Origin of the sequence: Lacimonas salitolerans (assembly GCF_042677865.1) — a bacterium.
Classification (GTDB): Bacteria; Pseudomonadota; Alphaproteobacteria; order Rhodobacterales; family Rhodobacteraceae; genus Lutimaribacter; species Lutimaribacter salitolerans.
On record NZ_JBHUDD010000027.1, the window covers coordinates 117,503 to 132,019 of the forward strand.

At 63.3% G+C, this 14,517-nt stretch carries 20 protein-coding genes; 7 read left to right on the plus strand and 13 right to left on the minus strand.

Going from position 1 to position 14,517, the window contains the following annotated elements; all coding sequences use genetic code 11:
- Positions 1-177: 177 nt before the first annotated feature.
- From ACFTOW_RS02980 to ACFTOW_RS02995, 4 genes are all read left to right on the plus strand, one after another.
- Positions 178-468 (plus strand): BufA1 family periplasmic bufferin-type metallophore, encoded by a 291-nt coding sequence (locus ACFTOW_RS02980; protein WP_379912908.1) that lies wholly within the window; start codon positions 178-180, stop codon positions 466-468.
- Positions 469-539: 71 nt separating this feature from the next.
- Positions 540-1,436: an MNIO family bufferin maturase gene (gene bufB, locus ACFTOW_RS02985; RefSeq protein ID WP_379912910.1), complete on the plus strand. Its 897-nt coding sequence runs from the start codon at positions 540-542 to the stop codon at positions 1,434-1,436.
- Positions 1,433-2,188, plus strand: coding sequence for an HvfC/BufC family peptide modification chaperone (locus ACFTOW_RS02990; protein WP_379912912.1), 756 nt, complete (start codon positions 1,433-1,435; stop codon positions 2,186-2,188). Before bufB ends, ACFTOW_RS02990 begins: the two co-directional genes overlap by 4 nt.
- The gene (locus ACFTOW_RS02995; RefSeq protein WP_379912914.1) at positions 2,185-2,808 is read left to right on the plus strand and encodes a DoxX family membrane protein; all 624 of its coding nucleotides are present in this window, start codon (positions 2,185-2,187) and stop codon (positions 2,806-2,808) included. Before ACFTOW_RS02990 ends, ACFTOW_RS02995 begins: the two co-directional genes overlap by 4 nt.
- On the opposite strand, the gene ACFTOW_RS03000 is transcribed toward ACFTOW_RS02995, so the two are convergent.
- On the minus strand, positions 2,720-3,088 hold the full coding sequence (locus ACFTOW_RS03000; RefSeq protein WP_379912916.1) for a hypothetical protein: 369 nt from the start codon (positions 3,086-3,088) through the stop codon (positions 2,720-2,722). The two genes, ACFTOW_RS02995 and ACFTOW_RS03000, sit on opposite strands and share 89 nt — an antisense overlap.
- A gap of 22 nt (positions 3,089-3,110) precedes the next feature.
- Positions 3,111-3,425, minus strand: a complete 315-nt coding sequence (locus tag ACFTOW_RS03005) for an arsenate reductase family protein (protein WP_379912918.1) — start codon at positions 3,423-3,425, stop codon at positions 3,111-3,113.
- A 218-nt stretch (positions 3,426-3,643) separates the two neighbouring features.
- On the opposite strand from ACFTOW_RS03005, the gene ACFTOW_RS03010 reads away from it, so the two are divergent.
- Positions 3,644-3,850: a cold-shock protein gene (locus tag ACFTOW_RS03010; RefSeq protein ID WP_379912920.1), complete on the plus strand. Its 207-nt coding sequence runs from the start codon at positions 3,644-3,646 to the stop codon at positions 3,848-3,850.
- A gap of 43 nt (positions 3,851-3,893) precedes the next feature.
- Here the strand turns inward: ACFTOW_RS03010 and ACFTOW_RS03015 are convergent, their stop codons facing one another.
- The gene (locus ACFTOW_RS03015) at positions 3,894-4,184 is read right to left on the minus strand and encodes a hypothetical protein (protein WP_379912922.1); all 291 of its coding nucleotides are present in this window, start codon (positions 4,182-4,184) and stop codon (positions 3,894-3,896) included.
- Positions 4,185-4,287: 103 nt separating this feature from the next.
- Complete coding sequence (locus ACFTOW_RS03020) at positions 4,288-4,695, minus strand: DUF2177 family protein (protein ID WP_379912924.1); 408 nt, start codon at positions 4,693-4,695, stop codon at positions 4,288-4,290.
- Positions 4,696-5,000: 305 nt separating this feature from the next.
- On the opposite strand from ACFTOW_RS03020, the gene ACFTOW_RS03025 reads away from it, so the two are divergent.
- Positions 5,001-5,621, plus strand: coding sequence for a phage tail protein (locus tag ACFTOW_RS03025; protein ID WP_379912926.1), 621 nt, complete (start codon positions 5,001-5,003; stop codon positions 5,619-5,621).
- A 44-nt stretch (positions 5,622-5,665) separates the two neighbouring features.
- Here ACFTOW_RS03025 and scpA read toward each other — a convergent pair whose 3' ends face one another.
- Positions 5,666-7,792: a methylmalonyl-CoA mutase gene (scpA, locus tag ACFTOW_RS03030; protein WP_379912929.1), complete on the minus strand. Its 2,127-nt coding sequence runs from the start codon at positions 7,790-7,792 to the stop codon at positions 5,666-5,668.
- Positions 7,758-8,702 carry a hypothetical protein gene (locus ACFTOW_RS03035; protein WP_379912931.1) on the minus strand — a complete coding sequence of 315 codons (945 nt, stop codon included), beginning with the start codon at positions 8,700-8,702 and terminating at the stop codon, positions 7,758-7,760. The genes scpA and ACFTOW_RS03035 overlap by 35 nt, the downstream gene beginning before the upstream one ends.
- 180 nt (positions 8,703-8,882) lie before the next feature.
- Between ACFTOW_RS03035 and ACFTOW_RS03040 the strand changes: the two genes are divergently transcribed.
- Entirely contained in the window at positions 8,883-9,335 is a 453-nt protein-coding gene (locus ACFTOW_RS03040; RefSeq protein WP_379912933.1) for a DUF4174 domain-containing protein, read from the plus strand.
- Between the two features lies 1 nt (position 9,336).
- Here the strand turns inward: ACFTOW_RS03040 and ACFTOW_RS03045 are convergent, their stop codons facing one another.
- From ACFTOW_RS03045 to ACFTOW_RS03075, 7 genes are all read right to left on the minus strand, one after another.
- Positions 9,337-9,855: a hypothetical protein gene (locus tag ACFTOW_RS03045; RefSeq protein ID WP_379912935.1), complete on the minus strand. Its 519-nt coding sequence runs from the start codon at positions 9,853-9,855 to the stop codon at positions 9,337-9,339.
- Positions 9,856-9,939: 84 nt separating this feature from the next.
- Positions 9,940-11,985, minus strand: a complete 2,046-nt coding sequence (locus tag ACFTOW_RS03050) for an acetyl-CoA carboxylase biotin carboxylase subunit (protein WP_379912937.1) — start codon at positions 11,983-11,985, stop codon at positions 9,940-9,942.
- Positions 11,986-12,336: 351 nt separating this feature from the next.
- Positions 12,337-12,540, minus strand: coding sequence for a hypothetical protein (locus ACFTOW_RS03055; RefSeq protein ID WP_379912939.1), 204 nt, complete (start codon positions 12,538-12,540; stop codon positions 12,337-12,339).
- A gap of 352 nt (positions 12,541-12,892) precedes the next feature.
- On the minus strand, positions 12,893-13,240 hold the full coding sequence (locus ACFTOW_RS03060; protein ID WP_379912941.1) for a hypothetical protein: 348 nt from the start codon (positions 13,238-13,240) through the stop codon (positions 12,893-12,895).
- A 66-nt stretch (positions 13,241-13,306) separates the two neighbouring features.
- Positions 13,307-13,450 (minus strand): hypothetical protein, encoded by a 144-nt coding sequence (locus ACFTOW_RS03065; RefSeq protein ID WP_379912943.1) that lies wholly within the window; start codon positions 13,448-13,450, stop codon positions 13,307-13,309.
- 214 nt (positions 13,451-13,664) lie between these two features.
- Positions 13,665-14,096: a DUF6497 family protein gene (locus tag ACFTOW_RS03070; RefSeq protein WP_379912945.1), complete on the minus strand. Its 432-nt coding sequence runs from the start codon at positions 14,094-14,096 to the stop codon at positions 13,665-13,667.
- A complete protein-coding gene (locus ACFTOW_RS03075) occupies positions 14,071-14,433 on the minus strand; it encodes a hypothetical protein (protein WP_379912947.1) in 363 nt (120 codons plus the stop codon). The genes ACFTOW_RS03070 and ACFTOW_RS03075 overlap by 26 nt, the downstream gene beginning before the upstream one ends.
- Between the last annotated feature and the right edge of the window lie 84 nt (positions 14,434-14,517).

Sequence of the window (14,517 nt, forward strand, 5' to 3'; positions counted from 1 at the left end):
GTAACATTTGGTGGCACAACCCCCTGATTTGCAAAGACTGCCGTGTCACGCCTGTTTCACGCCCTGGCACGCCCGCGTGATGCACGTCGCTGTGAATGGCTGGAATTCACCGTGCCTGTCAGCCTGCCGGTGTCACCAATCCGGTGGCCTCAGCTTACTCAGACACGGAGTTTACCAATGTCCAGACCCATCAAGACCGCCGCCCTGATCGGTGCCGTCGCCGCCGCACTGGCCGCGCAGGGCACCACCGCTCAGGCACAGGCCAAGGAAAAATGCTATGGCATCAGCCTGGCGGGCGAGAACGATTGCGCCGCCGGTCCCGGCACCACCTGCGCCGGCACCTCGACCGTGGATTATCAGGGCAACGCCTGGACGCTGGTCGATGCAGGCACCTGCACCGAAATCGACCTGCCCGGTGACCGCATGGGCAGCCTCGAAGAACTGGACCGCGACCTGCCGCAGGCTTGACCGTTCACCTGACGCCTCCGGGGATGGGCGGTGCGCCTGCCCATCCCTGACCCCACCGCAAGAGGTCTGCCATGTTCGACGCCCGCTTCAACGCCCTGCCCGACCGGCCCGGTGTCGGCTACAAGTCCCAGCATTTCAGTGCGATCATGGACGATCCCGGCGCGGTGGCATGGCTGGAAATCCACGCCGAGAATTACATGGGGGCGGGTGGCCGTCCGCTGGCACAACTGCGCGCCCTGTCCGACCGCTTTCCCATTTCCGTCCATGGCGTCGGCCTGTCAATCGGCGGCGAAGGCCCGCTTGACCCCGACCATCTGGCCCGGCTGCGCCACCTGTGCGAGTGGATATCTCCGGCCAGCTTTTCCGAGCATCTGGCATGGTCCACCCATGACAGCGCCTTTTTCAACGACCTGCTGCCGCTGCCCTATACCAATGCCACGCTGGCCCGGATCTGCGCTCATATCGAACAGGTGCAGGATGTGCTGGGCCGCCCGATGCTGCTGGAAAACCCGTCATCCTATCTGGCCTTCACCGCCAGCACCTGGGACGAGCCGGATTTCCTGCGCGAACTGGCCCGCCGCACCGGTTGTGGCCTGTTGCTGGATGTGAACAACGTGTTCGTGTCCGCCACCAACCTCGGATACGACCCGCGCGCCTATATCGACGCCTTTCCGCTGGATGCCGTGGCCGAGATTCACCTCGGCGGGCATGACCCCGACACCGACGATCACGGCGCACCCCTGCTGATCGACAGCCACGGCACCCCGGTGGCCGATCCGGTCTGGGCGCTGCTGTCGCATACGCTGGCCAGGTCCGGCCCGCGTCCGGTGCTGGTGGAATGGGACAATGACGTGCCCGACTGGCCCGTGCTGGAGGCCGAGGCCGCCCGCGCAGCGCAGGCGCTGGCCTCTGCATGCGCTGTGCATGATCCGTGCATGTCCCCTGCATCGCCGGAATCGGTGTCATGACCGGGCTGGTGGCCGACATCCTGCCCGCCTTGCGCAACCCGGCCTTGCCGGTGCCAAAGGGACTGACAGACGGCGCAGGCCACCCTGCAGGCCGACGGTTCAACGTCTATCGCAACAACATCACCATGTCGCTGATCGAGGCGCTGGCACAGGGATTCCCGGCCATCCACAGTCTGATCGGAGCGGATAATTTCCGAATGGTGGCAAGGGCTTATGTCGTAGACCATCCGCCCGAAACCCCGCTGATGATGCAGTACGGCGCGGGGGTCCCGGCGTTTCTGCAACGGTTGCCGGCGCTGTCGCACCTGCCCTATCTGCCCGATGTGGCCCGGCTGGAACTGGCCCTGCGCGTCAGCTATCACGCCGCGGATCACCAACCCTTCACCGCCGATGACCTCGCGCAGATTGAACCGGAAAACATTGAGAATACAATACTTTACCCCGCACCGTCCCTGCACCTTCTGCGCAGCAGATGGCCGATCATCCAGATCCACGCCTTTGCCCTGACGCCCGGCGCGCCAAAACCCACCGGGCTGGCACAGGATATCGCGGTTTTTCGCCCCGAGTACGACCCGGCACCCCAAGACCTGCCACCCGGCGGCCATACCTTCCTGGCCCGGTTGCAGGCACACCACCCCCTTGGCCCCGCGACCGAGGCCGCAACCGAAACAGCGCCGGAATTCGACCTTGGCGCAATGCTGGCGCTGCTGCTGTCACACAACGCGCTCGCCCAACCGGAGGTTCGAGAATGACAAGTATTCTGTCGATATATCATAATCTTACCACCCCGCTTTCCAAGCTGGACGCTCTGCTGCCACTGCTCGCGCGGTTCCTGTTCGCCGCGATCCTGCTGCCGTATTTCTGGACTTCGGGGCTGACCAAGCTGGGCGATGGTGCGCTGGGTTTCCTGCAGCCCTCCACCGGGGCCTATGCACAGATATTCCCCCGCGCGATGGAGGCGGTCACCTATGACATCAGCCAGTTGTCCATCCTGCATTATCTGGTCGTGGTGACAGGCACTTGGGCAGAATTCCTCCTACCCGCCCTGATCCTGCTGGGCCTGTTCACCCGCGCCGCAGCACTTGGCATGATCGGCTTTGTCGCGGTGCAAAGCCTGACCGATCTCTATGGCCACGGCGGGCTGGAACACGCCGCCACACTGGGCGCATGGTTCGACCGCCAGCCCGATGGCGTGATCCTGGATCAACGCGCGCTCTGGATGTTCCTGCTGCTGGTCCCCGTGATCAAGGGCGCGGGCATGGTATCACTGGACAAGCTGTTGTTCAGAAATGTGATTTCGGCTCGTCCGGCCGACCAGCCGCCAGCGCAAGCACACCGCCCAGCAGGCAAAACCCCAGCGGAAACATCGTGAACACGGTGAAGCCGAAAGCCGCATAGATGCCAGCCGAAGCCAGCAGCAACAGTGCCCCGCCCCACAGCGCCTGCACCTTGGCCATGGCCCCGCCCGCGATCGCCAGGATCGGCGCGGCAAAGCTGACCGCGCGGATCAGGTCGCGATTGGCAACGGGGCCAAAAATTTCTTCTACCTCGGCATGTCGCGCGGCCACCTCGGTGTATCCAAAGCTGAAGAACCCGACCAGCATGGCGAACAATCCACCGATGATGCCCAGAACAAGTGCCGCGTTGCGCATAAGACGCCCTTTCCGGCAGGGGTCACATCAGCGCCGCCTGCACCTCTTTGGTCCACCCCAGATAAAGCCTGCCATCTGCGGTTTCAACAAGCGGGCGTTTCATCACGCTGGGATGATCTGCCAACAGCTCTAGGTCGGGCCGGTCGCGCTGATCCTGCCCAAGATTTCGCCACGTGGTCGAGCGGCGATTCACAAGGTCGCATCCGAACCGTGCATGGGCCCGCGCCAGCAGATCAGACCCGATCGGCGTGTCGCGGATATCGACCAGAACTGCACCATCCAGTGATTTCAATGCCTTGCGACAGGTGTCGCAGTTTTTCAGCCCGTAGATTTTCATCTCTCATCCTCCTGTGTGGCTTTCAGCAGGTGCAGATCGGTCGCTGCACAGGCCCTATCTTTTGCTTGTATTTTACAAAACTGGTGCAATCCTGTTTTGTGCATTTCGGGTGTCAGGCCATGGCAATACGCTCAATTCCCGGCCTTGATAACCACCGGCATGCACCGCCGCCGATATTTCGGTGGCGGTAATGTGACGACAAAAGGAGACACGGAAAGATGCCCACCGGCACCGTGAAATGGTTCAATACCACCAAAGGCTATGGCTTTATCGCACCCGACGATGGCGGCAAGGATGTGTTCGTGCACATTTCTGCCGTGGAACGCTCGGGTCTGACCGGACTGGCCGACAACCAGAAGGTCGGGTTCGAGATGCGCGAAGGCCGCGATGGCCGTCAGATGGCCAGCGACCTGAAACTCATCTAGGCAGCCACTCGGGGGCGGATGATCCCGCCCCCCGCGCGGAAACCTACTGATAATAGCAGTTTTTCTCGCCGATCGGGCAGATCAGGCGGCCATGGCTGGCACGCTTGACCGTCCGGTGACGCGTCGTGACAGGGTGCTGCTTGGCCTGAAAATAGGTCATCTTCTGGTTCGGCTGACCGCACGAGATTTCGCCGCCGTAAACCACCGGCTGAAGCCCGCTGGGGCAGTAGTTTTCCTTGGAATGATAGGGAAACAGCTTTGCATCGCTGGCAGACGCAGGCATGGCTGCGGCCAGCGCAACGGCGGTGGCGGCAAGAAAGGTCTTGTAGGTCATCGCGGGAACCCCTGCACTTACGGTCGTGTGACCGGGTTAATGAATGTGATCAGGCTATTGCGCCTTTACGGTTTGGTCAATCCTTCGGGACAGGCGGTGCGGCTCAACCCGTCTGGGTCACTGCACGGGTGACCAGCACGCCGATATAGGCTGATCCCCCTGTCAGGAGCGTGCCCCATGTCGTGTCCAGCAGCACCATCTGCCAATGCCAGTTCTTCATCACCGCAAAGCTGGTGAATTCATAAGTACCATAGGCCACGGCCCCCAGGAGAGCGCCCATCAACAAGGCCTGCACCGGCGCATCCGCGCGCAACGCCGGCAGAGAGACAAATACCAGCAGCCCGACCACGTAGAACAGGTAGAACAGCGCCGCCGCCGCAAGGCGCGGGCTGTCGCGCAACTGATCGCCCAGATGGGTTTCAAAGACGGGGCGAATGACCTTGGTCAGCATCACCGCATCGACCACCAGAAAAACAACTGCGGTGACAACGTACAGGATCAAAATCTGCATTTCCGGCCTCTTTCCTTTTTGCGCACTCTATATGGAGATACGCGTGGAGACGACTGATAGATTTAAATGGCCTTGCCTGACATCAACGACGCCCTGCAAAGAAGGTGATCAACCATAGCTTGTTCTTGACTTACCTAAGGTAATCTTTCATCAATTTCAGAGGGTATGAAACATGGTAGCGAATGTCCGCGCGAAACCCATGCGCGTGGCCTGCTTGGTGGTTTCGGTGTTTTTTACCCGGTCTTGGTGCCGTTCTCGGGGTCCTTGGCACCGGGCGCGTCAATTTTCAGAAAAAGGACGATGACATGCGATTTTCTAAACCCGCCCGAACATTCATTGCCTGCAGCGTGCTGGGCCTTGGCGCGGCTTTGACCGTTCCGGATACGGCACGGGCACAAGATGCGATACTGGGACAGCTGACCGCCTTTGGTTTCAATTTCTGCCCAAGGGGATGGGCCCCGGCGAATGGTGCGCTGCTGCCCATTTCATCGAACACGGCGTTGTTTTCCTTGCTGGGAACCCAGTTTGGCGGCAATGGGACCACCACTTTTGCCCTGCCGGACCTGCGGGGGCGCAGCCCGATCAACCAAGGGACAGGACCTGGACTGACGAATTATCCGATGGGGGCGATAGGCGGATCGGAAACCGTGACCCTCACGGTAAACCAGATGCCCAGCCATTCGCATATCGTCAACGGGACAAATGAGGCGGCGGACAAACATGGGCCCGGCAACGATTTTCCCGCAGCCCCCTATTTGCCGGACGGGTCCGAGTTCAACATCTATCACGACGGCCCGCCCAATCGCACCATGGACCCCGGTGTGATCTCGCCCACCGGGGGCAGCCAGCCGCACGAGAACCGCATGCCCTTTGTTGCGGTGAACTGGTGCATTGCGACCCAAGGCATCTATCCCAGCCGAAGCTGATAGCCGCGACAGCCCGCCAGAGGGGCGGGCTGTCGCGACAAGTCTCAGGCCCGCGTGGCGCGGATCAAGCGCAGGATGTCCTGCGCGGCGGTCGGGATGTTGGTGCCGGGGCCAAAGATCGCCTTGACGCCCACCTTTTTCAGGAACTCGTAATCCTGCTGCGGGATCACCCCGCCACAGATCACCAGGATGTCGCCGGCTTCGCGCGCGCGCAGCGCCTCGATCAGTTGCGGGGCCAGTGTCTTGTGCCCTGCCGCCTGGCTTGAAATGCCCACCACATGCACATCGTTGTCGATCGCATCCTGCGCCGCCTCTTCGGGGGTCTGGAACAGCGGGCCCACATCGACGTCAAAACCGATGTCGGCAAAGGCCGTGGCGATCACCTTGGCGCCCCGGTCATGCCCGTCCTGCCCCATCTTGACCACCAGCATGCGCGGGCGGCGGCCTTCAGCCTCGGCGAATTCCTCGACCGATTTCTGGATCGCGGCAAAGCCCTCGTCGCCCTCATAGGCCGCGCCATAGACGCCGGCCAGCGTCTTGACCTCGGCGCGGTGGCGGCCGAATTCCTTTTCCATCGCCATGCTGATCTCTCCCACGGTTGCACGTGCGCGGGCTGCATCGACGGCAGCCTCTAGCAGGTTGCCGCCTTCGGTCGTGCGGCGGGTCAGTTCGTCCAGCGCAGCCTGACAGGCGGCCTCGTCGCGCGCGTCGCGGATGCGTTTCAGCGCGGCAACCTGCCCATCCAGCACCTTCTGATTGTCGATGTCGCGGATGTCGATCGGATCTTCGTTGTCCTTGCGATACTTGTTCACGCCCACGATCACTTCGGTCCCGCGGTCGATCATCGCCTGCCGTGTGGCGGCGGATTCCTCGATCCGCAGCTTGGGCATGCCGCTGGCGACGGCCTTGGTCATGCCGCCCATCTCCTCGACCTCCTGCATCAGCGCCCAGGCTTTTTCGATCAGGTCGTTGGTCAGGCTTTCGACATAGTAGGACCCGGCCAGCGGATCGACCACATTGGTCACGCCGGTTTCTTCCTGCAGGATCAACTGGGTGTTGCGCGCGATGCGAGAGCTGAAGTCGGTCGGCAGGGCAATCGCCTCGTCCAGCGCGTTGGTGTGCAGGCTTTGCGTGCCGCCCAGAACCGCCGACATCGCCTCGTAGGCGGTGCGCACCACGTTGTTGTAGGGGTCTTGTTCCTGCAAGCTGACGCCGCTGGTCTGACAATGGGTGCGCAGCATCTTCGAGCGGTCGTCCTGCGCGCCGAACTCGGTCATCACCCGGTGCCACAGCGTGCGCGCCGCGCGCAGCTTGGCGATCTCCATGAAGAAATTCATACCGATGGCAAAGAAGAACGACAGCCGCGGCGCAAAGGCATCCACATCCATCCCCGCCTGTATCGCCGCGCGCACATATTCGCGCCCGTCGGCCAGGGTATAGGCCAGCTCCTGCACCAGGTTCGCCCCGGCCTCCTGCATGTGATAGCCGGAAATCGAGATCGAATTGAACCGCGGCATCTCGTTGCTGGTGTATTCGATGATGTCCGAGATGATCCGCATCGACGGCTCGGGCGGGTAGATATAGGTGTTGCGGACCATGAATTCCTTCAGAATGTCGTTCTGAATGGTGCCCGACAGCTTTGCGCGGTCATGGCCCTGCTCCTCGCCGGTGACGATGAAACTGGCCAGGATCGGGATCACCGCGCCGTTCATCGTCATCGACACGCTGACCTGATCCAGCGGGATGCCGTCGAACAGGATCTTCATGTCCTCGACACTGTCGATGGCCACGCCGGCCTTGCCCACATCGCCCACCACGCGGGGGTGATCGCTGTCATAGCCGCGATGGGTGGCCAGATCGAAGGCCACGGAAACGCCTTGCTGCCCGGCGGCAAGCGCCTTGCGGTAGAACGCATTACTCTCTTCGGCGGTGGAGAACCCGGCATATTGCCGGATCGTCCAGGGGCGGCCCGCATACATCGTCGCCTTGACCCCGCGCGTGAAGGGGCCGAACCCCGGCATGCTGCCCATGTGGGGCAGGTCGGCGGTATCCTCGGCGGTATAGACCGGCTGCACCTCGATGCCTTCCAGCGTCTTCCATGTCAGGTCCTCCAGCGGGCGACCGCGAAGTTCCTTTTCAGCCAGCTTGCGCCACTCGTCCTTGTTGGCCATCGTCGTGTCCTCTTTCTGTTGGGTCAGGGGTGGGGGTTTTCCCCTCTGCCCCGGACGACTTTCCGGTGATCAATGTGGCCAGACCATCGGCCCCGGCATGCAGCCAGAACAGATCGTCGGCATAGCTTTCCTGCAACCTGGCGGTTTGGGCGCGCGTGAAGGGCATATAGGCCCCGTCGCCGGTCGGCAAATGGGTGGTGTCGCGCCCGGCCAGCGCCAGCGCCGCGCGCAATTGCGGCAGCTTGGGGGCCGCGTTCAGGCAGCGGCGCGCGTGCAGGCGGGGCGCGTCAACCGGCGTGGGCAGCATCGCGGCCAGCCGCCGCTCGGGCACTGCGCCAAACACCTCGTGCGGCATGACCAGCAGCGGCACATCGGGCAGCGCGCAGGCGATATCGGTGATCACGTCGCGCCACCGGCGCGGGCTGTGTGCCAGCCCCTGCAACCTGTGCGGCCCCGGCAAGGGCCGCCCGCGTGCCACTGTCATGGCAACCAGCGATGTCCAATAGGCATCGGGGCTGCGGATCGACAGCACCGCGCGGCATATCCGCCCTTCGAAAGCCGCTGCCAGGCGCGCGATCCGTTCGCCCGCCGCCGGATACAGCATGCAGGCGCGGATGCCGTCGCGCGGCGGGCCGATTACGTTTTCATCCGAGACGATCAGGCTGCGCCGCCCCTGTGCCACCTCGGCGTGCAGGGCCAGCGCGATCCGCCCGGCCGCCCGCGCGGGACCGTCGCGGCGCGGCAGCACCTCGGCCTCGGGCCAGATGCCGGCGAACAGGCCGCCGCGCGTGCGCCGCGGGCCCCAGGCTCCCACGCCCTGCCGGGTCAGGGCCGCGTCATTGTCGCGCAGATAGGCCTGAAACGAGGTCGAGGCCGTCCGATGCGCCCCGATATGCAAAATGACGTCCATGGCCCTGCGCACCTTGACAAAAACCGCCCCCAAAGAGGTGGGGCGTGATATGACACATGCCGTCATCATTGCCGCGCGACCGTGACCAAGGTCTTAAACTGGACATTTGCTGTGCATTTCACGAAAAACCTACTCGCATCCCCTGCCCGGGTGCCTATATCCTGCCTGACAGGAGAACCCATGAAACACGTCTTAGCCTTTGCAATCGCTTTGCTTTTCGCCATGCCTTCCATGGCGCAGGAAACCGATGATACGCCCCCGGAATTGCCTATCGTGGATGCCGAAGGGGTAGAGTTGAGCCAATTCCTATGGGTTTCGCGGCCCGTGATCGTCTTTGCCGACAGCCCGAACGACCCCCAGTTCGTCGAGCAGATGCGCCTGCTCGCGGATGATCCGGGCGCATTGCTGCGGCGCGATGTCGTGGTGCTGGTCGATACCAACCCGGCGGCACGGTCACCGCTGCGGCAAGAGTTGTTTCCGCGCGGGTTTTCTCTGGTGCTGATCAGCAAGGACGGCAGCGCACGCATTCGCAAGCCGCTGCCCTGGGACACCCGTGAAATCAGCCGCTGGATCGACAAGCTGCCGACGCGGCAGCAGGAAATTCGCCAGATGAACAGCGACGACCGGGGCTGATCTACACCTCGCCTCGCATCAGGACCGCGTGGCGCGTCGCGGCGTCCAGCAGGATCACGATGTTTTCGGCCGGGTCGTAGATGGTCATGACGCCGGGTGTCGCAAGCATGCGGCCAACGCCCTGCGCCACCTCGTCCGTCATGCAGGCGCGCGGCCCCGTCACGCTGGACAGCAGGCCCAGACCGACGGGCAGATCCGCCGACATGATCGCCCGCGACAGCCCGTCGGGCGTGCCGTTCGGATCGCCAAAGGCCACGGCCTGCCCCGTGCGCAATCGTCCTATGCCCTGCCGCAGAACGTAGACCCGCGTGCCCCCGGCCCGCACCGTGCCCGAGGACAGCCGGTAGACCGCCACCGTGCACCCGCGCTGCGAGGTGAAATAGGTCTGCACGTCCACATGCAGCCAGCGATCCGCAAATGCCCGCGCGCTGGCCGGCTCGTCCAGCGCACAGGCCGACAGACAGGCGGCAAGCCCGGCCACTGCCGCCCCCTGTATCAAGATGCGCACCAGATATGCCATGCGGCCTGCCCCCGGAGTTGATCCTTGGGGCAGCATGGGGCCAAAGCCCTTTCCGCTTGGTTACGGCGCGCGGGCACATGAAGGTTATTCGAACTCCATGATCACATCATCCACCGCCAGGCTGTCACCCGGCCCGGCGTTGATCTTGGCGACGATCCCCTTGCGCTCGGCGCGCAGGATGTTCTCCATCTTCATGGCCTCGACCGTGCACAGCGCCTGACCGTCCTGAACCTCCTGACCCTCCTCGACGTCGATCTTGACGATCAGACCCGGCATCGGGCACAGCAGCAGCTTTGATGTGTCGGGGGGCAGTTTCTCGGGCATCTTGCGCGCCAGTTCGGCCTGACGCGGCGTGCGCACATGCACCTTGATGTCCGCGCCCCGGCTGCGGATGCGGAACCCGCCCGAGATCTTGCCGACCTTCATCACCAGCGCCACATCGTCCACCTGCATATCGGCCAGTTGATCGCCCGGTGCCCAGGTGCCGGTGACGCGATGGGTGGTCCCGTCGTCGAACGTGATCGTGGCACCGTCACGATCGGCGGCAATGGTCAGGTCGTGCGACTGGTCCTGCAACGTCACGTTCCAGTCGCTGCCGACCTTGCGTTCATGGTTGTCCATCCGGCCCGACACGCGGGCGCGGCGTATTTCGGCCACGCGGTGCATCGCCGCGCAGCAGGCCGCGATCCTGCGCAACGCGTCGTCATCCAGCGCCACACCATCGAAACCGTCGGGGAACTCTTCGGCGATGAAGGCCGTGGTCATCTCGCCCGCCACGAACTTGGGGTGATCCATCACCGCCGACAGGAACGGCAAGTTGTGCCCGATGCCTTCAACCTCGAACCGGTCCAGCGCCACGCGCATCGCCTCGAGGGCGGTGGCGCGATCGGGGCCCCAGGTGCACAGCTTGGCGATCATCGGGTCGTAATACATGCTGATCTCGCCCCCCTCGAACACGCCGGTGTCATTGCGCACCGCCGTGTCGCCGGTGGGGGCATCGCCCTGCCACTTGCCCGCCACCTGCAATGGCCCCGCGGCCACCTCGATCGGAGGGCGATAGCGCGTCAGCCGCCCGATTGAAGGCAGAAAGTTGCGATAGGGGTCTTCGGCATACAGGCGGCTTTCCAGCGCCCAGCCGGTCAGTTTGACATCGTCCTGCGTGATCGACAGCGGCTCGCCTGCCGCCACGCGGATCATCTGCTCGACCAGATCGACGCCGGTGATCAACTCGGTAACCGGATGTTCGACCTGCAGACGCGTGTTCATCTCAAGGAAAAAGAAATCCTTGTTGCCATCGACGATGAACTCGACCGTGCCCGCGCTGGCATAGCCCACGGCCTTGGCCAGCGCCACGGCCTGCTCGCCCATCGCCCGGCGCGTCGCCTCGTCCAGAAAGGGGCTCGGCGCCTCTTCGATCACCTTCTGATTGCGGCGCTGGATACTGCATTCGCGCTCGCCCAGATAGATGCCGTTGCCATGGGTGTCGCACAGCACCTGAATCTCGATATGGCGCGGTTGTGTCACGAATTTCTCAATGAAGATGCGGTCATCGCCAAAGCTGCTGGCCGCCTCGTTCTTCGAGCTTTGAAAGCCCTCGCGCGCCTCGTCGTCATTCCAGGCGATGCGCATGCCCTTGCCGCCGCCACCGGCGCTGGCCTTGATCATCACCGGATAGCCGATTTCACCGCTTATCTTGACCGCCTCGTCGGCGTCGGCAATCAGCCCCATATACCCGGGCACCGTGCTGACCCCGGCCTCCTGGGCCAGCTTCTTGCTGGTGATCTTGTCGCCCATCGCCTCGATCGCGCCCTTGGGCGGGCCGACAAAGGCGACGCCTGCGGCCTCCAGCGCCTTGGCAAACTTGGGGTTTTCCGACAGGAAGCCATAGCCGGGATGCACCGCCTGCGCGCCGCTGGACTTGATCGCCGCCATGATCTTGTCGATCACGATATAGGACTGGTTGGCCTGCGGCGGGCCGATGTGCACCGCTTCGTCGGCCATCCGCACATGCAGCGCATGCTTGTCGGCATCCGAATAGACCGCAACCGTGGTCAGCCCCATCTTTTTGGCCGTCTTGATCACGCGGCAGGCGATCTCGCCCCGGTTGGCAATCAGGATCTTGTTGAACATGCGCTGTCCCTTTTTCATGGCTGGTCAGAATGCAAGACAGCGCCGACCACCCAAGGGTGTCCGGCGCTGCGATGCGTGTGTTTCGATGTGGTGATGCCCCCCCGGCAAGGAGTGGCAGGCGTCAGCCGAAGCCCGGCAAGGGCTCGTATGCCGGACTGAAATAGAAGCGGCTGGACGTCTCCGGAACGGATGCACAGCCTGCCAATGCCGCGATGAAACCCATCACGGCCAGTATTCTTGCGGTTCTCATGCTCGATGCCTCGATTTTTTTCTTCAGGCTTTGAGTATATGGATACCGCAAGACATTGTTTCAGACCAGCGTCTGGATTGTTTCCACTGGCCAGTGTTGCGTCAACAACGCGATGGGTATTGCTGGCAGTACGCCACATTGCCCACCGCGCCGACCAATGCCCCGCCGGCCACGTTGGTGTTGAGGACCGCCGCCCCGGCCGCACCCGCGCCCGCCCCCAGCAGGGACTGTTCGACCGCCGTGTCGCCGCAGGCGGCCAATGCACCGACCGCAAGGAATGTGAAAAGAACTGGTTTGATTTGCATGTTGTGTCCTGTCGTGTTGTTGCGATTGCGCATGACAGGGAATGTGGCACCCGAGGCCACAAAGAAAAGTCGCGGATGTCCCGCCCTGCCTTTCCGGCAAAGGTTCGCTGATAACCGCAACTATCTGACCTGAAAAGGAAAAAAATGGGCGACCGGCCTTGGGGGTGACCGGGCCGCCCATCAGGGGAAGGGTAACGGTATAGACGTTTCGTCCCGGCCCATTTTTGTCGGGCCGCCACTACGCGCTCAATCTGCACCTCTCCATCAAGGCTCGCAATGCCTGCAGTCAAGGGCATCCTGTTTTCGGCCATTTCCCGCCAAAGTTGCAGACCGTTGCGCAGAAAGATGCCGATCATGCCTCGAAAACCTCGGGAAAGGCCGCGCGGGCCGCGGCCTCGTCAACGACCAGCAGCGCCTCGTAGCTTTCCGGATCGAACGGATCTTGCGCAGGCAGCACCTCGCGCCCGAACAGCCAGGACAACCGCCCGGCATCCAGATTGCCGCGCTCGAACGGTTGATCGCCAAAATGATCCCACAATGCGCCCAGAAAGGCCGCATCCGCGCGCAGGTCACCTGGCCTGCGGTCGCGATACCGCTCGCGCCGGATCAGAGGGGTGGCCCCCTTGTCGTTGGCGCGACGGATGACGAATTGATGATCTGTGCCCGGCAATCGGCCCGGGAAGCCGCGATGCTTCAGCATGGCCCGCCCTCCGCATCCTGCAAGGCGGGGGTGGGAACGGGCCCAGGGGCCCGCCCCGATACCGGATTACTTGTACTTGCCGGTGTAGGTCGGCTCCATCGAGATGGGCGCGGGCTCGACCACGACGTATTCTTCCTGCGGCGGCTGTGCGCAGGCTGCCACGGTGACAACCAGGCCCAGGGCCAACATGCTCTTGATGCTCTTCGACATCTGTTTCTCCTGTATCTTGTTACAGACAAACCGGCGCATTTGCGCGCCACCTGCCCCTCAAACGAAGTAACGGTCACTTGGGTGCAACCGTTGGGCAGAATACTGCAATCAAGCCCGGATTGATATCCGCCGCGCCACGCAAACCCAGCCTGTGACGGGAAAGCTGCAGTTACACCCATGCCTGAACTTTGCCGCGCAAGATATTGTGGCATGGTCAGAATCCCTCCCAGATGCAGGTGCCATCCTCGACCCGAAACGCCTCGAAGAACTGCACGATATCGGGGTCATAAGCCCCGAACTCGACCGGCGCGGACGCATAGGAAATCACGATCCGTTCGGGGGAAACCGCCGCGTCACGCAGGGCGGGCACCGCGTAGTCCCGGCACAGGATCGGAAAGTCGCTCTCGACCTGACCAAAGCCCGCGCCTTGCGCGATCCCCGGCACGACGAAGCGAAACCGCGCAAACACGCCCAGACTGCCCAGATCATCCAGCAGATGATCCTGCAAGGTCACGTCCAGCCCCGAAGGAACAGAGGGCACGGGCCGGGCCTCCTCCTGCCCGGCAACCGTGGTCGCGCACGCGAACGCCCCTCCAAGCGCGACAAATCCGCCCACCCACCTAAACATGCGCCCGAACCTTTGCATAGCCCTGCCAGCGTGCCCGGTTGGCCGGGTTGTCCAGCACGGCCCGGATCGCCGCCTCGGCCTGCGCACGCGGCACCGGCCCCGCCACCGCGCCGCCGGCTGTCACGTGCAGCACATCACCCGACCGGGCCACCCGCACCGCCGGCGCAAAGCCGCGTAGATCGCGCAGCGCACGCCACATGTCCTGACGGATCTGGTGCGCCAGACGCAAAGGCTCCATCACCGGCAGAACGGCCTCGACAGCCAAGTCGAACCGCGCAGGGCGACAGCGCGACAGGGTCAGCACATCCTGCCCCCGCTCCACATGCCAGCGATGATGTCGCGCGCGTCCTGCCACAGCCCTTGTCTTCCTCTCTCTGAAAATATCCCGGGGGGAGTCGCGCATCGCGCGACGGGGGGCAGCGCCCCCCTGCCCCTCACC

What these genes read in the sequence shown, in the direction of transcription:
- ACFTOW_RS02995 (WP_379912914.1), top strand. Translation starts at nt 2,185, where the DNA reads ATGACAAGTATTCTGTCGATATATCATAATCTTACCACCCCGCTTTCC.
- scpA (WP_379912929.1), bottom strand. Translation starts at nt 7,792, where the DNA reads ATGGCCAACAAGGACGAGTGGCGCAAGCTGGCTGAAAAGGAACTTCGC.
- ACFTOW_RS03040 (WP_379912933.1), top strand. Translation starts at nt 8,883, where the DNA reads ATGAAACACGTCTTAGCCTTTGCAATCGCTTTGCTTTTCGCCATGCCT.
- ACFTOW_RS03000 (WP_379912916.1), bottom strand. Translation starts at nt 3,088, where the DNA reads ATGCGCAACGCGGCACTTGTTCTGGGCATCATCGGTGGATTGTTCGCC.
- ACFTOW_RS03070 (WP_379912945.1), bottom strand. Translation starts at nt 14,096, where the DNA reads ATGCAAAGGTTCGGGCGCATGTTTAGGTGGGTGGGCGGATTTGTCGCG.
- ACFTOW_RS02980 (WP_379912908.1), top strand. Translation starts at nt 178, where the DNA reads ATGTCCAGACCCATCAAGACCGCCGCCCTGATCGGTGCCGTCGCCGCC.
- ACFTOW_RS03025 (WP_379912926.1), top strand. Translation starts at nt 5,001, where the DNA reads ATGCGATTTTCTAAACCCGCCCGAACATTCATTGCCTGCAGCGTGCTG.
- ACFTOW_RS03060 (WP_379912941.1), bottom strand. Translation starts at nt 13,240, where the DNA reads ATGCTGAAGCATCGCGGCTTCCCGGGCCGATTGCCGGGCACAGATCAT.
- ACFTOW_RS03010 (WP_379912920.1), top strand. Translation starts at nt 3,644, where the DNA reads ATGCCCACCGGCACCGTGAAATGGTTCAATACCACCAAAGGCTATGGC.
- ACFTOW_RS03005 (WP_379912918.1), bottom strand. Translation starts at nt 3,425, where the DNA reads ATGAAAATCTACGGGCTGAAAAACTGCGACACCTGTCGCAAGGCATTG.
- ACFTOW_RS03035 (WP_379912931.1), bottom strand. Translation starts at nt 8,702, where the DNA reads ATGGACGTCATTTTGCATATCGGGGCGCATCGGACGGCCTCGACCTCG.
- ACFTOW_RS03045 (WP_379912935.1), bottom strand. Translation starts at nt 9,855, where the DNA reads ATGGCATATCTGGTGCGCATCTTGATACAGGGGGCGGCAGTGGCCGGG.
- ACFTOW_RS03065 (WP_379912943.1), bottom strand. Translation starts at nt 13,450, where the DNA reads ATGTCGAAGAGCATCAAGAGCATGTTGGCCCTGGGCCTGGTTGTCACC.
- ACFTOW_RS02990 (WP_379912912.1), top strand. Translation starts at nt 1,433, where the DNA reads ATGACCGGGCTGGTGGCCGACATCCTGCCCGCCTTGCGCAACCCGGCC.
- ACFTOW_RS03015 (WP_379912922.1), bottom strand. Translation starts at nt 4,184, where the DNA reads ATGACCTACAAGACCTTTCTTGCCGCCACCGCCGTTGCGCTGGCCGCA.
- ACFTOW_RS03050 (WP_379912937.1), bottom strand. Translation starts at nt 11,985, where the DNA reads ATGTTCAACAAGATCCTGATTGCCAACCGGGGCGAGATCGCCTGCCGC.
- bufB (WP_379912910.1), top strand. Translation starts at nt 540, where the DNA reads ATGTTCGACGCCCGCTTCAACGCCCTGCCCGACCGGCCCGGTGTCGGC.
- ACFTOW_RS03020 (WP_379912924.1), bottom strand. Translation starts at nt 4,695, where the DNA reads ATGCAGATTTTGATCCTGTACGTTGTCACCGCAGTTGTTTTTCTGGTG.
- ACFTOW_RS03055 (WP_379912939.1), bottom strand. Translation starts at nt 12,540, where the DNA reads ATGCAAATCAAACCAGTTCTTTTCACATTCCTTGCGGTCGGTGCATTG.